The organism is Acinetobacter sp. YH12129 (genome assembly GCF_013418685.1).
Taxonomy (GTDB): Bacteria; Pseudomonadota; Gammaproteobacteria; order Pseudomonadales; family Moraxellaceae; genus Acinetobacter; species Acinetobacter amyesii.
In genome coordinates this window covers 1-16,178 of record NZ_VPBP01000009.1, presented here as the reverse complement: position 1 = coordinate 16,178, position 16,178 = coordinate 1, and the positions used below count along the sequence as shown (strand labels likewise).

Here is a 16,178-nt window from a genome sequence, read left to right as displayed (position 1 = left end):
ATTCATAGGTACAGTCACTAAGCGACAAACAAAAGACGGTACAACTCGGTATAGAGCTCAAGTCCGCGTACAACTTCAAGGCTACCCAGAATTCAAGCAATCCAAAACATTTAGCTAAAAGTCTTTGGCTGATGAGTGGATTAAACGCGCAGAGGCAGAAATTGAATTGCACCCTGAAAAAATGTTGAACCCTGAGGTGCAACTTAAGCAAAAACACTCAGAGAATTCATATTTCAGTATTTGGATGAGGCGGACAGTTTTGCTAGGACAAAAACAGGAGCACTACAGCATATCGCTAGTTTAGATATTTCTGAAAAGAATATCTATTATTTAACGCGACAAGACTTTTCTGATTACGCCGCTTCTTATAAAAGTATTAATCTTTCTGAACACCAACATTATCTGCATCAAATTCTAATGACATTTTCTCATATAGCTTGCTTTCAGCTGCATCTAAGCGAGCTTTTGCGGCAGCTAATGGTTTCCGGTAATAAAGATAGCTTTTCATATCTTTATCACAGCTATCCAGTTTTTCCTCACAATCACTATCATTCCTTTTGGCTTCTCTAGACTCTCTGATTATTCTGTTGTAATTATTTTTGGCTTCGTACCATTTAAATTCAATTACATTATGAGCATTTGATGGTTCATCTTTAGCATAGCAGTTCACTGATGCTAGGAAGCAAATTGTTATTCCGTTAATAATTTTGGTTAGATAATGCACTTTTGATGCTCGTTAAATTGGATGTTATTGTAAATAGTAACGTAATCTAACCCACCTGCCATAGGTGCCACCCACAGTTTTCTCTCGATGGGACGATCGAATAATTCTTGAATGACAGGATGTTGACTCAATGTTTTAACCTCTAGCTATATTTAGCAAATGATACCCGAACCACATTCGAAATCTTCGAATCCACTTTTAACAATGCTAAATTCAAATGTATGTTCGCAAAATCTGTTGAGCGTAAAAACGTTTCATGGCAATGATTATGCAATTGAATGATGACAATGAATATCAACATTGCTCAACGATTGAATTGAGGAATTTGAAGCTTCGGAATTGGACGGCAAATTTGCAATGCGATATTTTAGTAATTCCAAACAAAAATTTCTACGCTTTTGCTTAAGAGTCGTTGAAACTTATGCATCATCCATGTAGTTAACACACTATCGATTCAACATCAGACTTTCTGCGTATCTGCCCGTACAGGTGTTACTATAGAGGGATACTGCTAAAATCATTGAAAACTTAAATCTATAAATTCACACGAGTGAGTTGAACTTTATGAAAAAATTGAAAATTCTCTCTTTTATATTTTTCGCTACCATATTGACTGCCTGCCAACAACCCAATGACGATGCGGCTGCAGCTGAAAGCCAAAACGCTGATTTAACAACGGAACAAGCGACTCAACAATTTGAGCAGTCAGATGCGCAAATCAGTCAATACCTTGATGTTTTAGATGCCCCAAGAATATCGATCAAGGAAAAAACCCAAGTCTTATGTCATGACTACCCTCATGAATATAAAACCAACTATATGCCTGCCATGCTCAAACTCGCAGCCCAAGATTATACTCAAGATAAAATGTTAAATGATTTGAAGATTGCACAGGACTATTACAAAGTAAAACTCAAAATTGAATGCCCTGCTGAATAATCTCCTTTTCATCATGGCGTCATATTTCAGCGATAAATTGTAATTAAGCGAAAAGTGGGTAAGTTTCGCTGTAATAACAACGTAAAATATACTTCCCGATTTATTCGGGTTTTTCTTTTTAAAGCTTTCAAATAATAAATGGCAATTGAATGGCACATTTTATTTTGTGATGGATTTCAAGCCATTGATTTATTGTGATAAATTTTCGTCAAAGTTCACAATCTAGCCACATAACACCCATTTTAATTACACTTTTCTCATGATTAATACATTAAGTTGTTTTTCCAAAAATAGACTGAAGATTGAATCATGAAAACTTTAAATAAAGCACTTTTTGCTGCACTTATCTCGACGGCGGCTGCAACTACATTTGCTGCTGAAGAACAAAAAGTTGAAGCTGCTGCATCTGAAGCTCAAACAACTGAAGTTGCTCAAGACGCAACTGAAGCGGCACCTGCTTCTGAAGCTGTTGCAAAATAATTGAGCAAAAATTTAAAAGCCCACAGATAGTGGGTTTTTAAATTCACAGGCATTTTTAAGTCTTTCGCAGCTTTCAATGAATTTGACTTCAATTATTTAAAATATAAACGTTGAATTTGACGTGCCCGCCGGTTTAAACCCAATACTTTTTTTCTTTGTAAAATGTCTTCTTCACTAAATCCCAAGTGCTGGATTAATTCAGACATAGCTAAATCTGCATGTTCGATCAACACGGCATCTTGTTCAGTTGACCAAATCACGTTTGATACCTTTAATTTGTGCTGGCGTTTTAAATTTCTCATTTGCACAGTATAAAATACTTTAGACACATCAACAAAAAGCCCACCCGATGTGAGCTTTTTGCACAGACTGAGTATTCATCATCTATTGGATTGAAAAATAGATTTACTGAACGATGATGTTAAAGATTTTCATCCTTCGTGATCATCACTGAGGTTAAAATTGGAACAGCAAAACAAGGTAGTAAGAGTAAGATCCAATATTCCACCATCGGTTTAGCCACAACAAAGTTAATAATGATTGCCCCCAATACCATAACTAACGCAATCAAACCCAAGAAACGACTGAAAAATTTAGCTGGCATAATAATCCCCCTTAAAAAATTTATGGATTTCAGCTAGTATATACCTGCATTTTTTATAATCTGTTGAAAATGATATTGGAATATTCATCTATTTAGCTCAAAAAGCATTCTTTTTCCAATCATCCTGACAGAACTGCTTGTTTTTACACGCGTAGATCTCCATAAATAGATTGACAGTCCCCTATGAGGCATATACATATTTATTCATTACTTATGTATTTTGCATAGTATACTGCACCTGCTTTGTCGCCCCCATATGGCTGAGTTTATTGGAAAATATGAACAAAACTTTTTCGACCACATTATGCTTTAAATCCCTTTCTGTACTGGCTTTATCCATTGGCTTGGCTGCCTGTGGTAATGGTTCATGGTGGAGCAAAGATGAACCCACTATGGAAGCGGAACAGATCAAAAAAGCCATTCCACCTCGCGTGAATGAACGTCTGTCATGGGCCAATGATATCTACGACATTAGTGATCAGCTCGGTATTCCAACCACGAAAGAAAATGTTTGTACGATTGTTGCTGTAGTCGATCAAGAGTCCAATTTTGTTGCCGACCCGCATGTGCCGGGACTCGGTGAAAAAGCCGTCAAAGAAGTTCAAGATCGTCTTGAAGAAAAGTTTAAAGATAAATTGGGTGATGGCATCGGTGGTACAGTCGCTGGCTATTTCCAAGATGTGTTAAAAAATCAACCGAGTCCAGAAGATAACTATCTGAGCCAAATGCGCCGTGTACAAACTGAACGTGAACTAGACGAGTTATATCGTGAAATTTTTGACTATATGTCTAAACATTATCACGTGAGTGCTTTGACGGGCGCAGCGAAACTGGTTGGACAAGATATTGGTGAAAAGCTCAACCCCATTACCACTTTAGGTTCGATGCAGGTCCATATAGGCTATGCCAAAGACCATAAGCGCCAAGGTGGAAATATTGCGGCACTACGTACAGATATGTATAGCCAATATGGCGGTTTGTATTATGGTATCCACCGTTTAATGATGTATCCAGCTGAATATGACAAACCGATTTATCGTTTTGCAGATTATAACTCGGGTCGTTATTCGAGTCGTAATGCGGCATTCCAAAGCATGTTGAATGACTTAACCCCTGCTGAGCTCGGCTTAGATGGTGACCTCTTACTTTATAATAAAGATGGTTCTCCACGTTCAGCAAAAAGCCAGTCTGAAACCGCACTGATTGCCGTTTTTGCAGAAAACAATGTGATTGCGACTCCACGTCAAATTCGTTCAGATCTTAAAAAAGAAAAAGATCAGGACTTTGAAGATACTTTGACGTATAAAGCGGTCAAAAAGTTGTACCAAGAAAAGACTGGTAAAGAACCGTTTTATGCCATGATGCCTGAAGTCGTAATTTCTGGGCCGAAATTAAGCCGTGATTACAATACCAATTGGTTTGCCACACGAGTCGATGGACGTTATCAAACATGCATGCGCCGCATCAAAAACCTAAAACTTTAGCCTTATTTGATTTTGACGGAACCCTGTGTAATAAAGACAGTTTTACTGGGTTCATCTTCTATTCCCTGCCTAAAAGGCATATCGTGCGCCAAGGGATTAAAATTCTCCCTTGGATTCAAGGCTATTATCTCAAGCTATATCCTGCACATGCAATGCGTCCTCGCCTATATGCCGCAATGTTTAGCCAAGCCAATCATGAGCACATTTTAAATCAAGCAGCGCAATATGCTGAACATTTGATGGCAGAACTCAATCCTTCACTGTATGAACAATTACAGCAACACCAAAAACGCGGTCATGAAGTCGTTTTAGTTTCGGCCTCCGTTGATTTATATCTTAAACCTGTGGCTGAAAAGCTCGGGGTCAAACTGATCTGTACTGAAACTGCAACCAATAACCAAAAACTGACTGGTTTATATGAAACCTTAGACTGTAGTGGTGAGCAAAAGAAAATTCGCGTTTTGGAGCAATTTAACCTTCAAGACTACGAGTATGTTTATGCCTATGGAAATAGCGATGAAGACCTCGCTATGTTCGAATTGGCCACCCACCATTTCATGAATGGACAGGATAAGCGCCTACCGGAACTCGACTAAAGTCGAGTGATTTAGTTTGTTTTATTAATCAAAGTTAACAATCACAATCTTAAATTTAAGTCGCTCTAATATATGACTAAATTTTGAAAATTCTGCTTTTATTTTGACTTTATAGTGTGCTATTTTTCTCATTAATTAGAAATAATGCGGTCAAATATTAAAAGCGGGAAAAGAATATGAATCAATTCAATCCACCGAAATATGTCAAAGGCCTCCATATTAAATTTGGCGAAAATCCATTTGTACTCCTTGCTCAATTTGCCTTCTCAGCCACTCGCCAGATGTGGACGAAAGAAGAAATTGAATTGGTCATTCGTATGGCTAAAAAAGGAAATTATATGAATTTGATTAAGATCCTCAAATTACATATCAAAAATTGAAATAAATATTTTCCCCAAAGTTAATATAAAAAAGCCATGCAATTGCATGGCTTTTTTTCCCGTAAATTTAGTGTAGCGTTTATTACTTTTTAAATGGAAACGCATATTTCACAATACGTTTTAGTACACTGCCGTACTGTTTCACTAAACTTGCGTTGTTATAGTTCAAACCATATTTTTCACAGACCGCCTGCACTTTTGGCGCCATTTTACGATAACGACGTGCAGGAACGTCAGGGTATAAATGGTGTTCGATCTGATGGCTTAAATGCCCTGTCAAAATGTGAAATGCTTCTGAACCAGTAAGGTTTGAAGAACCACGGATTTGACGCATGTACCAATGTCCACGGCTTTCATTTTCAAGTACTTTTTTCGGGAAAACTTCAACATCTTTGGTGAAGTGACCACAGAAAATAATGCTAAACGTCCAAATATTACGAAGACCATTCGCAACGAGGTTCCCTGTGAGCACAGGTAATGCTGCAGGCCCTGCAATAAGCGGGAAAAACACATAGTCTTTAAATAATTGCTTGCCGATTTTGGCTTGCATTGGCTTCCATTCTTCTTTGGTCTGCTGTTTTGTTTTGCGACCTTTAAAGTATTTACCCAATTCAAGGTTTTGAATGGCAACACCCCATTGGAACAATAAGCAAAATGGAATGCTATAAATCGGTTGTAATAGATAGCCCGGCTTCCAACGCTGTTCTGGGAATAAACGAACGAGACCATAACCAATATCATCATCCATACCTTTAATGTTGGTATAGGTATGATGTTTAAAATTGTGAGTTTGGCGCCAGTTATCTGCAGTACCCACGATATCCCATTCATAAGTCTGACCATTGAATTTAGGGTCATTCATCCAGTCATATTGACCATGCATGACATTATGACCTAATTCCATGTTTTCCATGATTTTGGCAAAACCTAAAAGACCTGTGCCTAAAATCCACGCTGGCGGAAACCAACCTGCAAACAATAATGCACGACCCGCCATAGATGAATATCGAATAGTCGAATATACACGGCGAATGTATTTCGCATCCTTTTCACCTAAGTCATCTAAAACTTCTTGCTTAATTGCGTCAAGCTCACGCGCAAGTTCATCTAATTGCGATTGGGTTAACTCACGGTTTTTAGGATTTTTAAAATATTCAATTTTTACAGGCATGTTCATATTTTTTCTACCTTATAAATCAATAACGAGATCTGACTGTGCTGAGTTCACACAAATTTTGAGTAAATTACCCGGTTCTGTATTTTGGCTACCATTGACCATATTTTTAGTCGAACCTTCAACTTTGTTGCAGGCACATTTATTACAAATGCCCATACGGCAACCGTGATTTGGTTTGATATTTTGCTGTTCAAGACTGGCTAGAATTGATTGGCCTTTTGGAATACTGACGGTTTTATTAGATTGTGTAAGTGTGACATTCACAAAGCCAATGTCATCCGTTGCGATTGGGCTCATGCTAAATGCTTCACTCATAAAGCATTGTGCACGACCAAATAATGCTTCGGCCTGAGTGACGAAACCTGATGGACCACATGCAAACACTGTACTGTACTCAATGTTGTTAATTTGAGCAGCGTGAGAGGCATTTAATCGTGGATCGGCAACATCTTCTTGGGTAAAGAAAATTTGAAATTTAAAGTTTGGATATTGATTTGCCAAAGCTTCGAAGCGCAATTTGAATGCGGCATCATCGTGATACTTAACCCAATACATTAACTGAATTGGTTGCTCCGCAATTTGCTTAGTTTTGCTCATCGCTTTCAACAAACTCAACATTGGCGTAATACCACTACCCGCAGCCAATAGTAGCAACGGTGTAGAATTTGACACCAAAGTCATATCACCAAAAGGCTGACCAAATTCTAAGATGTCACCAACTTGTGCTTGTTCTACCAGCCAAGTACTCACAATACCCGTATTCACTTTTTTTACACTTAGCAATACGTGTTGATCATCTAGCTGAGTCAAACTATATGTACGTTCGTAACGGATACCATTTACGCGAGCAAAAACAGGATGATGCTGACCAGCTTCGCCAATTTTAAATAAACGGTTCACCTGTATGGTTAGGCTGACCATCTCATTTGCTGCATTTTCTTTTTGTACAATTTTGCCGAGAGCCTGATTACCAGACCATAACGGATTAAATTTCTGCAACCAGAAATTTACCGTATTGACGTCTACAACACTGTCTTTAAGTGCGTTTAAAGGCTTTTTCGCTTTTTCGAGTACATGCATAATCAAATACAACTCATGGGAGGTTTTTAATTATTATACACATGTATATATATTTGTATATACGCTTGTGCATTTAATCGACATTTTCACAAAAGCTATTAGCAGACGCTATAATATGTTAATGTTTTTAATCTATTAAAAAATATGACTCAGTCTGCACAGACGAATATGGTTAACATGTACCAGGAAGAATTACATTCTGAAGCTGAAACTCCACTTGCAGTTCGCACTGTAGGTCGTAAAGCAACGATTACCAAGGAAGAACTGTTTCAGGCAGCGCTTAATTTAATTGGTCCACAAAAAAGTATTTCATCACTGAGTTTGCGTGAAGTTGCACGTGAAGCTGGCATTGCTCCAAATAGTTTTTATCGTCACTTCAAAGATATTGATGAATTAGCCATTGAGTTGATTGATCGAGCTGGTGGTGTGTTACGTCAAATTTTGCATGAAGCACGCCTTCAGGCATCACGCCAAAGCAGTATTATTCGTAGTTCAGTTGAAGTATTTATTCAGCAGCTAGATGCCGATGAAGGCAACTTAAGCCTTTTACTTCGTGAAGGCTATACTGGTTCGCATTCCTATAAAAATGCAGTTGAGCGTCAACTTAACTATTTCCAACAAGAATTAAGAGAAGATTTAATCGTCCTAGAACGTTTAAATCAAAGCAAGTTGGCTCATCCTGACATCGTGGCACGTGGTATTACCCAATTGGTGTTTAACATGGGTGCAAAAGTCATTGATCTACCGACAGAACAACGCAAAGAAGTTGCCGAACAAACCATGATTATGATTCGTATGATCCTGGAAGGTGCTCGCCATTTAGACGAAGCACAGATTCGCTAAAAATTAACGGTCAAAAAAAGGAGACGTTCAGGTCTCCTTTTTTATGAGCAAAATTTATTTTTCTAATGCTGTAAGTACTGCATGACGTGTAGCGCTGTCTGTTTCGGCTGCTCAAGTGGAAACATGTGCCCACCTTCAACTACACTATAATCTATACCATAGGTTTTCTTCATTCCGTCAGGCAAACCTAGTTTATAAAAATGGCTGTTATCTGCGGTGATAAGGTGTACAGGCATTTGAGGGGCTTTACGTGGAGTACGCCACCACCATGCAGGTACTGTACGGAAGATTTGCGCTTCCACGGCTTTTGGAATGCTGAGGGTCACGCCACCGCGTTTTTCATCAGCTTGAATGCCTTGTGCAAAGTAATCTTCAAAACACTGCGCATCAAAACTTTTAAATAAACGATTATTCCGTAGTGCCGTATAGGCTTCATCCAAATTTGACCAATGATCATTGCGCTTCAGCGTAATTGCTGCAGGGGTAATTTTATCGACAGCTTTGAGTTTTAATTTTTGCATACCTTCAAAAATGGCAGACTTAGGACCGATTACGAAAGGTGGATCCATAATAATCAGTTGTGAAAACAAATCTGGACGTTTATAAGCCGCCATCAGGGTGACTAAAGAGCCAAAAGAATGCCCAAGCCCAATCACTTTTTGTTTTGGGAATTGGTGCTCGATATCTGCTATGACTTGATCGACCAAATATCGCCAGTCTTTGGTGATGGGATAGCGCTCATCCATACCAATCAGCGGAATCGCCTTCACATCAAATTGCGGTGCAAAGTAGGATAAAAACTTTCGATAACTTGCAGCAGGAATACCATTGGCATGGGTAAAATGGATCGCGCTTTTCATCTAAAACTCATCCAATCAACTGATGATGCCACATCATAAAGAGATCAATACGATTTAAACAGGACTCAATAAGTTTATCTAGATGACCTCAAAGTCAGTTTGCAGATTATTTTTGTGAACCGACCATTGATTGATTCGGTAAAAATGTTGCGCCACAACTGGTTTTATCTCCAGCAACCACAACACCTCGCCCCTTTACCGTTGTACTTTGATCTGCCGCGATCGCAGCCACAGTCGAATTACATTTCGGGCAATAATGTTTCATGCCGTTTAAATGCACCGCAATACCATTAATCACAAATGAAGGTTCACATTCTGAAACCACACCACCGTGTGACGTTTTACTACCTAAGGTAATTAAAGATTTCATATTTTTATTTTCTTCTAACGAACTGCTGAAATTTAAAGCATTTTAACGGAACTACCCACAACTCGCTAGCATCGACGTATAAATTTAATCAAGCCAAAACTTTACTTAACTAAAGCATTAAAACACGACATTAAGGCAGTTCGTGAACAATCATTTGATTATGATGCTATCGCTATATGTCCTAATACATTTAATCATTTCACTTTCATAATTCAATTGATATCAACAACGACAGTTTATGTCGCAACGCCGATTCTTTTACTAATCAAAACATGTATATTGGGTCTAGCAATGAGCATGAAGCGTAGCAGCCTATTTTACAATTTCAGTATTTAACTGAGCTACGAATCAAAAAATGTTGCATTTCTACGCCATGATTAACTTTAGAACGTTCATAGACTGAACACATTATCCAAAACCATTTTTAGAAAATTTTAGATTCGAAACGTAGCACCTTTTCATTTTATAACGCAGATATATAAAGCATAACCATTCTATTTTCAGGAGGTTTTATGATTTTAATAAATGACTTCGATTTAACCCAACCGCAAAAAGTCATCGTGTTAGACCATACACTAGATGACTCAACCCTGTTAACTGAAGTACTCGCTTTGTGTAAGACCGCAGACCCAGAGCTCATCGTGGCGGAAAGCAAAGAGGCTGATTTAGTCTTACGTTTATTACCTGAAATACATGCTTATTGTGGTGCCATTGCCTTAAAACAGCCGCTATGCATTGACATCAATTTTGATTTACTTACTGCTCATTATGCAACACGCAGCCAAGCAGACCGATGTACGATCCAAATTCAGTTAGCAAAAAATCATCCTGACTATACAAAGCTTGATGGCATATTTTATATGTTGGATGAACATGAAGATTTTGATCAAGCTGTAGAATTGCTGAAGAATAGTTACTTTTTTTATGCCGATGTCGACAATTTAGATTAAAAATAAACAATACAAAACTTTGATTTAGCGTAAATCTGTCGTGATTAATTTTACAGTTATAATTTTAGCCATGAAAAAAAGCACCCGAAGGTGCTTTTTTGAGAATTTAAAATTATGGCTTAACCACTACCATAATTTGAATTGCTTCTGGTGTAACCGCCAGACCATCAAGCAGTGTTAAACCTTCTTTTTGCAGTTTTTGTAAACGTGCAATTTCATCTTCACGAATACTTGGGTTGAACTGCTTCAAATAAGTCAAGCGGTCAATTTCATATTGCCATTTGCTACCATAGATTTCTTTGGCTTGTTGTTTAAAGCCCGGTAATGCGCCACGTGCAATTTCCAGCGCTTGCGTATAACGCTGTTCAATAACATCACGACGCGCCTTAACCACTTGGCGGCAACTGTTACCATCAAGATGATGTAAATAAGGACGTAAAATTTCAGGTGCAATTTTTTGCGATAAATCCTGACCTTTTTCGCTCAGTAATACACGAACCAACTGTTGAGGCAAACTTGACGGCAAATTCAATGCTTTCGGTGCAACGACATCGACTTTAAACCACACTTCCATTAACACAGAACCTTGTGGTAAAGCTGCTGATTTCAATACAGCAACGTTGGTACTACCAAAACTTTGTGTATTAATCATTTCCATCACACTTTCAGTGAATGGATGCTCAAGTGTTAAATATTGAGCATCTTCACGGATCTGTGCTTGGTCACGATAGAACGTCGCCGTCATGCCTTCTTCGTCCAAAGTCAGACCTTGAACTTGCATTTGATCCGTTGGCTTGATGATCACAGTACCGTTACTTTGCTCATCAAAATCAATGTTTGTAGACGCCATGAAGCGCTTCATAAACATTGGCAAGGTTGTATTGTCGTCGTAGTCTTCAAGTGCAGTCACAATTTCTTGTGCCACGATTGGACGGCAAGAGTTGTACTCAAGTAAACGGTCACGACCTTCTTGAAGTTCAGCTTCAAGTGCTTCACGTTGTACACTCACCGCTTCGAGCAAATCTTCAAACTCTTGGCCTTTATCTGCCAATAAACAATCTTTCAGATTGACGATAAAGTTTTCTTGTAAGGTTTGTGCAGTCGGCGAGATATTACAGAAAATATTTAATGCTTCGTTATACCAACGGAACATACGCTCTTGCGCAGTGCCAACCAGATAAGGCACATGAATTTGAATACGATTTTCTTGACCAATACGGTCTAAACGACCAATACGTTGTTCAAGTACGTCTGGGTTTGCAGGCAAGTCAAACAAAACTAAGTCCGATGCAAACTGGAAGTTACGACCTTCAGAACCAATTTCTGAACATAGTAAAATTTGCGCACCGTATGACTCTTCCGCAAAATAAGCTGCTGCTTGGTCACGCTCTAATAGGCTCATGCCTTCATGGAACATCGCTGTGCGAATACCCGCATGCAAACGAAGTACATTTTCTAAAGACTCAACGACTGGACCACTACGTGCAATCAATAACACTTTTTTGTGTTTTAGGTCTGTACGCAGACGTTCCATCAACCACATCACACGTGGGTCGGTTTCCATCCACGAGCCATCAAGCTGCGCTTCTTCAGGCCACATTTGTTCACGTAGCTTGCCATCTTTAGACCAGTTTTCAGGTGCAGGTAATGGCGCAGGCTGACAGTCACGACCTGGGAAGCCTTGAATCGCTTCACGTGTATTACGGAATAAAATACGACCAGTACCATGACGGTCTAACAACTCGTGAATGGCACGAAAGCGTTGTTCTGGCTCGTCAGTAATTCGATGACCTAATAGGCTTTCAATCGCTGCCAAATGCCCTTCTTCGAGTGGCAGATCAGACATCAGCACTTCAGCAATTTTAGCTGTTTGGTGATACTGATCTTCTTCATCCAAGAAACGATCAAGCGAACTAAAACGTTGTGGATCAAGTAAACGTAAACGTGCAAAGTGACTTTCCACACCTAATTGTTCAGGCGTTGCGGTTAATAACAAGACACCCGGTGTTTTTTCAGCAAGTTCTTCAACAAGGTCATAACGGTCATTGCCGCCTTCTTCTTCTGACCACATTAAATGATGGGCTTCATCGACTACAAGCAAATCAAAACCAGCTTCAAGGGCTTGTTCACGCAAGTCATCATGGTCGATCATCAAATCGACACTGGCAATGATGCATTGTTCAGTTAAAAATGGGTTGAGGTCTGGATCGTGCTCTTTAATCGATGCTGTACGTGTCAGATCAAATAATGAGAACTCAAGATTGAAACGACGACGCATTTCAATCATCCATTGATATTGCAATGAATCAGGTACTAAGACCAAGATACGTTCTGAACGACCCGTTTTGAGTTGCTGATGAATGATCAGACCGGCTTCGATGGTTTTACCTAAACCGACTTCGTCAGCAAGTAATACACGTGGGGCAAAACGCTTACCCACTTCATGCGCAATATACAGTTGGTGTGGAATGAGACCCACACGTGAACCCACTAGGCCACGTAAAGGGCTAGACTTCATATTGGCTTGAAGAAGCAATGCTTCGATACGCAGGTCATACCATTCTTTATAGTCTACTTGGCTTGCAAGTAAACGGTCTAATGGTTTTGCTAACTGAATACTTGCACCAATACGTGTTTCATTCAGTGCTTTACGTTCTTCTGTACCGTCGGCCAGTTTACGTACCGCGTTATAACGAACCACACCACCACGGTCTTCAAGCGATTCGACAATCCAAATTTGACCTTCTTGGTCTTGGACTTCGTCATTTACATTGAAAACAATACGAGATAAAGGTGCATTGTGACGGGCATAGACACGAGTTTCATCACTTTTCGGGAATAAAATGCTGACCGATCGCTCATCAACATCAATAAGAACACCTAAACCCAGTTCCGTTTCTGTATCTGATAACCAACGTTGACCAATAGCAAACTGCTGCAATTTTTCCACCTTTTTCTCAAGTTCGGTCTGAAAATATTATGCTCAAACTGTGAACGTTATTTGAGCAAAAATCTAGACCATAAAGCAATATATTTTGACATAAAGCCCACTAAATAGTGAGCAGAATTCTTAGGGATTTAAATGATTTTCCTAAAATGGTACAGGACAGTGAAATTCCACTGTTTGCTCAGTTTCAGGATGGTTAAAACTCAAGCGCTCAGCATGTAAACATAAGCGCGGCATCAGCTGCTGTTGCTCAGGTGTTGCATACAAAGTATCACCTACAATAGGATGACCTAAATATTGCATATGAACGCGAAGCTGATGTGATCGACCGGTAATAGGAGTTAAAACTACACGTGTTACGGCTTGCCCCTGAATCTCAAAATGTTCAGTGGCTTTCCAATGCGTAAGCGCAGGCTTATTGTGTGCAGGATCGGCAATATGCAGTGGCGGATGTTCTGGGTCATATATGACCGGTACATCGACAGTACCTTCACCTTCGAGCGTACCCGCAACCAATGCCTGATATGTTTTTGAAGTTTGACGTTCTTGGAACTGGCGTGAAATTCGATTTTGCCCTTGACGGGTTAATGCAAAAACCAAAATACCTGAGGTATCACGATCCAAACGATGGATGAGCAAGGTATTCGGTTCAATTTTTAATAATCGATTGATAACACAGTCTTGTAAATCTGCTGTTTTTCCCGGAACTGTGAGTAAACCTGCTGGTTTATGGATCACCATAAAGTCAGTATCACGATGTATCAGGTGTTCGGTTAGAAAATTACTCAAAGTTCAATCCAGTTCTGATCTCGAAAAACAAGGCGGCAATAATAAAAAGCTTAGCCAACAATTACAATGCACAAAGCTATATTTCCCGACGTATTTTCCGATTTAGAACAAAAATAATTCCAATTGGCTTTGTTTAATCTGTATTGAGCAATTTTTCTAGCAATGCTTTTAAACTTGCACCATCTAAAAAGTCTTCATAACGGATGTTTGCACCATTGGCACGCCACAACCCAATTAAGCTGACCATGGCAATGGAATCGAGCCCATAACTGCGTAAATCGATTAAGGGATCTATTTCCAATGCGTCCATATCTAGCTGCTCTGCAATAGCCAATAATATGCCTTTGGCTGACAAAACGAATTCAGTTGGTGCTGACAGATTCCAAAGCCGCATCAAATTATAACTACTCATATGATGTATACCTTGGCCTGACATGGAGTCCACCCACTGAATATGCTGTTCCTGATTACTCAGCACAATTGCGTCATCAACGATACAGATTTGCTCTGTTACGCTATATAGATGCGGCAAGATCTGTTTCAGCATAGGTGTGATTTGCCCTGCAAAGATGAGCTGCGGGTGTGTTGTTGCATATTCACCAAGCTGCTGCATGCCTTGAAGTAAATCATCACCATATAAATCGACAATAGGAATCTCTAAGGCTTTGGCTTTATTGGTCAGCTGGATCAAATTTTCCATCAACTGCGTATCTTGTATGCCCTGCTGCATGCGTAGATTTTGTAAACCATCCAGCACCAATACAGACTGTGTTGATGACAACTGCCATTTTGATAGAGAAGGTGCAAATTGGATTTTCTTGGGCATGGGATAAAGCATACAGACTCGGTACATAACTCAAGTTGGAACAATTGATATGCTAACGCAGAATCATATCTGAAGGTGACTTTCGGCTACTGATGATTTACTTTTTGGTCAACTTTAAACTTATATATTTTTTTAATTCTATTAAGTTTATTAGATAAACCTAAGTTTTGGTTTTATTCAAATTGGGATAAAAAATAATCTTGTAAATATTCAAGTGACTTACCCTCATACAGCAAAGAAAAATCACCATCGTGCTCTTCTAAACTTGAGCTGCCATCAATAACACCCAATACATTACTAATTGAATCAATCATTACTTGTCGTAAGATTGAAAAAAAAATTCTCTTATGTTCGTCTGGCAAATTATTAAAAAAACTTATTGCATCAATAAAATAAGGATCTTTTATTTCTGATGGTGAGTAGTCTGTGAACAATCCTTTATAAATTTCTAGGTTTTCGTTAATAATTCCTTTTTTGAGCAGATGAGCTAATTCTTTTGAGTCCATAGCTTTCCCTTTATTTTAGTTTCGTATAACAGCCATTTTGTTAAATAGAGGGTATCAGTAAAGGGTTAACCTCTTCAAAAATATTTTGTTCAGGCATTTTTTGGGAGAAATAACCTTCAAATACTAATTAAACTCTTTCTCTCAGTTCATAAAGTTTGTGACGTTTTAATTTTTTGATTTTAAAGCAATCATTCTTATCCAAATGATAGCTAATTTTGCCCATAATTATGCTAAAAATTCTAAATATTTCCCAATGCAATTTTTCAGATGAGTTTTTTTCAAGTTCATAAATACTGCACTCTAAAAGCCAATATTCCTCAATATCCCATAATTGTTCTTCATGGAGTTTTCCTAAAAATGAATCATCATCAAACAAGTCATTGTGGGAAAATTACGTAGGATAGTTTTTTCTGCATCCATAAGGATTATTCTTTAAATAACTTAAAATTAACATAATACACGTTAGATCTCTTTCATAAATCAAAAAACGATCTTCTTTTTGGTTAATATTTGCACTCCGGATTTCTTAGCATTCGTGCATAATCTGCGGATGAAATACATCGATTCAAACAAGCTTTCTGATCCTCAGTTCAAGCGATACACAGGCATCTCATGGTCAACTT

19 protein-coding genes and 1 pseudogene are annotated in these 16,178 nt (G+C 38.7%); 8 read left to right on the top strand and 12 right to left on the bottom strand.

Annotated features, from left to right (window positions below; genetic code table 11):
* Positions 1-4: 4 nt before the first annotated feature.
* A pseudogene (locus FTU65_RS16255) lies at positions 5-360 on the top strand (site-specific integrase); the annotation flags it as partial.
* A 16-nt stretch (positions 361-376) separates the two neighbouring features.
* On the opposite strand, the gene FTU65_RS06645 reads toward FTU65_RS16255, so the two are convergent.
* Entirely contained in the window at positions 377-724 is a 348-nt protein-coding gene (locus FTU65_RS06645; protein ID WP_168377460.1) for a hypothetical protein, read from the bottom strand.
* A gap of 564 nt (positions 725-1,288) precedes the next feature.
* Here FTU65_RS06645 and FTU65_RS06640 point away from each other — a divergent pair.
* The gene (locus tag FTU65_RS06640; RefSeq protein ID WP_180054490.1) at positions 1,289-1,663 is read left to right on the top strand and encodes a hypothetical protein; all 375 of its coding nucleotides are present in this window, start codon (positions 1,289-1,291) and stop codon (positions 1,661-1,663) included.
* A gap of 309 nt (positions 1,664-1,972) precedes the next feature.
* Positions 1,973-2,143: a hypothetical protein gene (locus FTU65_RS06635; protein WP_180054363.1), complete on the top strand. Its 171-nt coding sequence runs from the start codon at positions 1,973-1,975 to the stop codon at positions 2,141-2,143.
* 92 nt (positions 2,144-2,235) lie between these two features.
* Here the strand turns inward: FTU65_RS06635 and FTU65_RS06630 are convergent, their stop codons facing one another.
* Together FTU65_RS06630 and FTU65_RS06625 are read right to left on the bottom strand one after the other, a co-directional pair.
* Entirely contained in the window at positions 2,236-2,403 is a 168-nt protein-coding gene (locus tag FTU65_RS06630; protein ID WP_373683444.1) for an acyl-CoA thioesterase, read from the bottom strand.
* A 161-nt stretch (positions 2,404-2,564) separates the two neighbouring features.
* On the bottom strand, positions 2,565-2,747 hold the full coding sequence (locus FTU65_RS06625) for a hypothetical protein (protein WP_168377709.1): 183 nt from the start codon (positions 2,745-2,747) through the stop codon (positions 2,565-2,567).
* Positions 2,748-3,025: 278 nt separating this feature from the next.
* On the opposite strand from FTU65_RS06625, the gene FTU65_RS06620 reads away from it, so the two are divergent.
* The 3 genes from FTU65_RS06620 to FTU65_RS06610 all read left to right on the top strand — a co-directional run bounded on the left by FTU65_RS06620 (position 3,026) and on the right by FTU65_RS06610 (position 5,207).
* The gene (locus FTU65_RS06620; protein WP_180003816.1) at positions 3,026-4,231 is read left to right on the top strand and encodes a DUF1615 domain-containing protein; all 1,206 of its coding nucleotides are present in this window, start codon (positions 3,026-3,028) and stop codon (positions 4,229-4,231) included.
* A complete protein-coding gene (locus FTU65_RS06615; RefSeq protein WP_180034749.1) occupies positions 4,198-4,827 on the top strand; it encodes an HAD-IB family hydrolase in 630 nt (209 codons plus the stop codon). The genes FTU65_RS06620 and FTU65_RS06615 overlap by 34 nt, the downstream gene beginning before the upstream one ends.
* A gap of 176 nt (positions 4,828-5,003) precedes the next feature.
* Positions 5,004-5,207 carry a hypothetical protein gene (locus tag FTU65_RS06610; protein ID WP_180003812.1) on the top strand — a complete coding sequence of 68 codons (204 nt, stop codon included), beginning with the start codon at positions 5,004-5,006 and terminating at the stop codon, positions 5,205-5,207.
* An 82-nt stretch (positions 5,208-5,289) separates the two neighbouring features.
* On the opposite strand, the gene FTU65_RS06605 is transcribed toward FTU65_RS06610, so the two are convergent.
* Both FTU65_RS06605 and FTU65_RS06600 read right to left on the bottom strand, forming a co-directional pair.
* Positions 5,290-6,384 carry an acyl-CoA desaturase gene (locus FTU65_RS06605; RefSeq protein WP_078193588.1) on the bottom strand — a complete coding sequence of 365 codons (1,095 nt, stop codon included), beginning with the start codon at positions 6,382-6,384 and terminating at the stop codon, positions 5,290-5,292.
* A 12-nt stretch (positions 6,385-6,396) separates the two neighbouring features.
* Entirely contained in the window at positions 6,397-7,464 is a 1,068-nt protein-coding gene (locus tag FTU65_RS06600) for a flavin reductase family protein (protein ID WP_180065050.1), read from the bottom strand.
* A gap of 168 nt (positions 7,465-7,632) precedes the next feature.
* Here FTU65_RS06600 and fabR point away from each other — a divergent pair, with 168 nt between their 5' ends.
* Positions 7,633-8,307, top strand: a complete 675-nt coding sequence (fabR, locus tag FTU65_RS06595) for an HTH-type transcriptional repressor FabR (protein WP_372491111.1) — start codon at positions 7,633-7,635, stop codon at positions 8,305-8,307.
* Between the two features lie 62 nt (positions 8,308-8,369).
* Here fabR and FTU65_RS06590 read toward each other — a convergent pair whose 3' ends face one another.
* Together FTU65_RS06590 and FTU65_RS06585 are read right to left on the bottom strand one after the other, a co-directional pair.
* Positions 8,370-9,167 (bottom strand): alpha/beta fold hydrolase, encoded by a 798-nt coding sequence (locus tag FTU65_RS06590; RefSeq protein WP_180065049.1) that lies wholly within the window; start codon positions 9,165-9,167, stop codon positions 8,370-8,372.
* A gap of 106 nt (positions 9,168-9,273) precedes the next feature.
* The gene (locus FTU65_RS06585) at positions 9,274-9,537 is read right to left on the bottom strand and encodes a PAAR domain-containing protein (RefSeq protein ID WP_168377714.1); all 264 of its coding nucleotides are present in this window, start codon (positions 9,535-9,537) and stop codon (positions 9,274-9,276) included.
* A gap of 512 nt (positions 9,538-10,049) precedes the next feature.
* On the opposite strand from FTU65_RS06585, the gene FTU65_RS06580 reads away from it, so the two are divergent.
* On the top strand, positions 10,050-10,487 hold the full coding sequence (locus tag FTU65_RS06580; RefSeq protein WP_180065048.1) for a hypothetical protein: 438 nt from the start codon (positions 10,050-10,052) through the stop codon (positions 10,485-10,487).
* Between the two features lie 112 nt (positions 10,488-10,599).
* Here FTU65_RS06580 and rapA read toward each other — a convergent pair whose 3' ends face one another.
* The 5 genes from rapA to FTU65_RS06555 form a co-directional block, all read right to left on the bottom strand.
* Positions 10,600-13,437: an RNA polymerase-associated protein RapA gene (gene rapA, locus FTU65_RS06575; RefSeq protein WP_180012337.1), complete on the bottom strand. Its 2,838-nt coding sequence runs from the start codon at positions 13,435-13,437 to the stop codon at positions 10,600-10,602.
* A gap of 141 nt (positions 13,438-13,578) precedes the next feature.
* Positions 13,579-14,223 carry an RluA family pseudouridine synthase gene (locus tag FTU65_RS06570; protein ID WP_180003800.1) on the bottom strand — a complete coding sequence of 215 codons (645 nt, stop codon included), beginning with the start codon at positions 14,221-14,223 and terminating at the stop codon, positions 13,579-13,581.
* Between the two features lie 133 nt (positions 14,224-14,356).
* Complete coding sequence (locus tag FTU65_RS06565) at positions 14,357-15,061, bottom strand: phosphopantetheine-binding protein (RefSeq protein WP_180012335.1); 705 nt, start codon at positions 15,059-15,061, stop codon at positions 14,357-14,359.
* 161 nt (positions 15,062-15,222) lie between these two features.
* Positions 15,223-15,555 carry a hypothetical protein gene (locus tag FTU65_RS06560; protein WP_180012333.1) on the bottom strand — a complete coding sequence of 111 codons (333 nt, stop codon included), beginning with the start codon at positions 15,553-15,555 and terminating at the stop codon, positions 15,223-15,225.
* Positions 15,556-15,682: 127 nt separating this feature from the next.
* Positions 15,683-15,931, bottom strand: coding sequence for an Imm41 family immunity protein (locus FTU65_RS06555; RefSeq protein ID WP_180012332.1), 249 nt, complete (start codon positions 15,929-15,931; stop codon positions 15,683-15,685).
* Positions 15,932-16,178: the final 247 nt, after the last annotated feature.

Bases quoted from the DNA above. Each gene is read 5' to 3' on its own strand.
- FTU65_RS06560 (WP_180012333.1), bottom strand. From the start codon at position 15,555: ATGGACTCAAAAGAATTAGCTCATCTGCTCAAAAAAGGAATTATTAAC.
- FTU65_RS06600 (WP_180065050.1), bottom strand. From the start codon at position 7,464: ATGCATGTACTCGAAAAAGCGAAAAAGCCTTTAAACGCACTTAAAGAC.
- FTU65_RS06620 (WP_180003816.1), top strand. From the start codon at position 3,026: ATGAACAAAACTTTTTCGACCACATTATGCTTTAAATCCCTTTCTGTA.
- FTU65_RS06625 (WP_168377709.1), bottom strand. From the start codon at position 2,747: ATGCCAGCTAAATTTTTCAGTCGTTTCTTGGGTTTGATTGCGTTAGTT.
- FTU65_RS06640 (WP_180054490.1), top strand. From the start codon at position 1,289: ATGAAAAAATTGAAAATTCTCTCTTTTATATTTTTCGCTACCATATTG.
- fabR (WP_372491111.1), top strand. From the start codon at position 7,633: ATGGTTAACATGTACCAGGAAGAATTACATTCTGAAGCTGAAACTCCA.
- FTU65_RS06610 (WP_180003812.1), top strand. From the start codon at position 5,004: ATGAATCAATTCAATCCACCGAAATATGTCAAAGGCCTCCATATTAAA.
- FTU65_RS06615 (WP_180034749.1), top strand. From the start codon at position 4,198: ATGCATGCGCCGCATCAAAAACCTAAAACTTTAGCCTTATTTGATTTT.
- FTU65_RS06590 (WP_180065049.1), bottom strand. From the start codon at position 9,167: ATGAAAAGCGCGATCCATTTTACCCATGCCAATGGTATTCCTGCTGCA.
- FTU65_RS06605 (WP_078193588.1), bottom strand. From the start codon at position 6,384: ATGAACATGCCTGTAAAAATTGAATATTTTAAAAATCCTAAAAACCGT.
- FTU65_RS06580 (WP_180065048.1), top strand. From the start codon at position 10,050: ATGATTTTAATAAATGACTTCGATTTAACCCAACCGCAAAAAGTCATC.
- FTU65_RS06565 (WP_180012335.1), bottom strand. From the start codon at position 15,061: ATGCTTTATCCCATGCCCAAGAAAATCCAATTTGCACCTTCTCTATCA.
- FTU65_RS06635 (WP_180054363.1), top strand. From the start codon at position 1,973: ATGAAAACTTTAAATAAAGCACTTTTTGCTGCACTTATCTCGACGGCG.
- FTU65_RS06585 (WP_168377714.1), bottom strand. From the start codon at position 9,537: ATGAAATCTTTAATTACCTTAGGTAGTAAAACGTCACACGGTGGTGTG.